Source organism: Skermanella sp., assembly GCF_059503625.1.
Genome location: NZ_JCACHA010000300.1, coordinates 1 through 2935 on the forward strand (window position 1 = coordinate 1; position 2935 = coordinate 2935).

Annotated in this window: 3 protein-coding genes; all 3 read right to left on the reverse strand. The window is 63.7% G+C overall.

The window, feature by feature from the left end:
• Positions 1-658: carbohydrate ABC transporter permease (locus tag AC5JJ6_RS06885; RefSeq protein ID WP_496041322.1), on the reverse strand; the 658-nt coding region annotated here is incomplete at its 3' end.
• A gap of 1 nt (position 659) precedes the next feature.
• Positions 660-1586, reverse strand: coding sequence for a carbohydrate ABC transporter permease (locus AC5JJ6_RS06890; RefSeq protein WP_044426736.1), 927 nt, complete (start codon positions 1584-1586; stop codon positions 660-662).
• A 16-nt stretch (positions 1587-1602) separates the two neighbouring features.
• The gene (locus AC5JJ6_RS06895; RefSeq protein ID WP_496041323.1) at positions 1603-2862 is read right to left on the reverse strand and encodes a sugar ABC transporter substrate-binding protein; all 1260 of its coding nucleotides are present in this window, start codon (positions 2860-2862) and stop codon (positions 1603-1605) included.
• Positions 2863-2935: the final 73 nt, after the last annotated feature.

Sequence of the window (2935 nt, forward strand, 5' to 3'; positions counted from 1 at the left end):
TCAGCGGCCAGATGAACGCCGTCCAGTTGCCCAGGAACGTGAAGATCGCCAGCGCCGACAGGGCCGGCGTCACCAGCGGCATAGCGATCCGCCACCAGATCTGGAACTCGTTCAGCCCGTCGATCCGCGCCGCCTCCAGGAAGTCGTCGGGCACCGTCTCGAAGAACTGCTTCATCAGGAAGGTGCCGAAGGCGGTCATCATGCCGGGGAACATGATGCCCCAGTAGCTGTCCAGCCAGCCGAAATCGCGGGCCATGATGTACCAGGGGATCACCAGCATCTCGGTCGGGATCATCAGCGTGGACAGAATGGCGATGAAGACCAGATAGCGGCCCCGGAACCTGAACTTGGCGAGCGTGTAGCCGACCAGACTGTCGAAGAACACGTTGGACAGCGTCACCACCGTCGCGATGAACAGCGAGTTGAGGATCCAGCCGGGGAAGCGTCCGTCCTCGAACACCGCCAGATAGTTCTCCAGCGTCGGACGCGCCGGGATCAGGCGCAGGTCGTAGACGTCGGACGCCGGCTTGAGCGAGGTTGAGAGCATGAACAGCAGCGGCGTCACCATCACGACGCCGCCCAGGAACAGCAGCGTCCAGGCGATCGCCTTGCCTGGGCGCACATCCTTGAACCGGGCATCCTTGAAAGACGCGGCCATGTCAGCGGTCCCTCAGTACGGTAAGCTGGACCAGCGAGATCACCAGCAGCACGAGGAACAGGACGACGGTCTGGGCCGCCGCGTACCCCATGTCGAAGGAGTTGAAGGCGCTCTGGTAGATCATCAGCACCAGCGGCTTGGTCGAGTTGAGCGGCCCCCCGGGATCGTTCGTGGTCATGTTGTAGACCTGATCGAAGATCCGCAGGAAGGCGATGGAGGCGAAGACGACGAGGAAGACGAAGGTCGGTTTCAGCAGCGGCAGGGTGATCCGGGTCAGGATCGTCCAGTTGGAAACGCCGTCGATCCGCGCCGCCTCGTAATAGCTGGTCGGGATCGCCCGCAGCCCCGCCATGAAGATGACGATCTGGAAGCCCAGTCCCGCCCAGACGGCGGGGGCGAGCACGGCGGGGAGCGCCTGGACGGTGGAGCGCAGGAAGGGCTGCTGCGGCAGGCCCACCATGGACAGCATGTCGTTGATCAGGCCGACCGGAGCCGGCTGGTAGAACCAGCGCCACACCCAGGCCATCACGGCGGCCGTCGTCAGATAGGGCAGGAAGTAGAGCGCCCGGATCAGGCCGTGCATGAACCGGACGCGGTCGAGATGATAGGCGATGGTGAACGACAGCAGCAGGCTGACCGGCGTGCCGATGATCAGGTAGAGGAAGGTATTGCGGAAGACCTGCCAGAACTGAGGGTCCGCGAACATCCGCCGGTAGTTGTCCAGGCCGATGAAATCGGGCGGTTGCAGCAGGTTCCACTTGGTGAAGGACAGATAGAAGGCGTCGATGGTAGGCCAGAAGCGGACCACGCTGTAGAAGACGATCGGGATCGCCAGGAACCCCCACGCCCAGATCACCTGTTTCTGGCGGAGCGTCAGCCGGCCCCACAGGCCGCGCCGGCGCGGTTCCGCCCCGATCGTCTCGTCCATGGCTCGCGGTCCTTCCTTATTTCGCTACCCGGTCGATCAGCGCCTGTTCTTCCTTGGCGGCCTGATCGACCGCCGCCTGCGGCTCCTGACCCTGGATCAGGACGCGGTTGGTCATGTCCATGGTGATCTGCCGCTGCGCCTGCTCGTCCACGAACAGCGTGACCTTGGAATAGTCGAGCGCCTTGAGGAACGGGCCGTAGACCGGATCGTCGATGTATTGCGGCTTCTGCGCCACCTCGCGCCGGGCCGGCAGCTCGCCGACGGCGTCGAGCCACAGTTCCATCGCCTTGGGGGAGCTGACGAAGGCCAGGAACTTCTTGGCCGCTTCCAGCTTCTCGCCCTTGGCCTTGGCCGTGATGGCGTTGGTCCAGTAGCTGGCATAGTTGGAGCGCATGCCCTCGGCATTGGCCGGCAGTTCGGCGACGCCCCATTCGAAGTCCTTGATGGTCTTGAACGAGCCGATGCGGAAGGTGCCGTCGATGGTCATGGCGGCGCGGCCGGCGCGGAACGCCGCCTGCCCTTCGTCCATGAAGCCCATCTGCCCGACCTTTTGGCCGGTTTGCAGGTCGGTGTAGAACTTCAGCGCGTCGGCGCCCGCCTTGTCGTTGTAGGTGACCTTGCGGTAATCGTCGCTGTAGGGCACGCCGCCGTACTGGCGGACCAGCACCTCGCGCCACCACTGATGGTCCTGGCCGGCCATGTCCATCGTGATGCCGGCGGACACCATGTTGCCGCTTTCCATCTTCACCGTCTTCTTCGCGGCATCGAGCAGTTCGGTGAGCGTCTGCGGCGGCTTGGCCGGGTCCAGTCCTGCTTCCTGGAACAGCTTCTTGTTGTAGAACAGCGCCAGCGAGCGGACGGCGGTCGGCAGGGCATAGTATTCGCCGTTGCGCTTCATCGCCTGGACGATCGGGAAGAAGTCCTTCTCGATCGCTTCGGTCGGGAAGGTGTCCTTGGGCAGCGGCTGCACCAGCTTGGCGTTTACGAACAGGTCGAGCCAGCCGTAGAAGAGCTGCACAACATCGGGACCGATCCCGGCGGAAGCCGACGCGATCACCTTGGTCTGGTAGTCGGCATAGGGGAAGGTCGTGTGCTTGACGGTGATGCCCGGATTGGCCGCCTGGAACTCCTCGATCAGGCGGTTCATCGCCTTGACGCGGGTGTCGAAGACGTACTGCCAGTACTCGATCTCGACGGCCTGGGCGCTGCCCGCGCCGGAGACTGCAATTCCCAAAGCGATCAGCGAACCGCCGATGATGTCGCGCAGACGGCGCATGTTCATTGTCTCCCTGTTGGTGGGTCGTTATAGGCAGATCCACGTATGCAAGCCTGCGATGGACGGCCGGTTC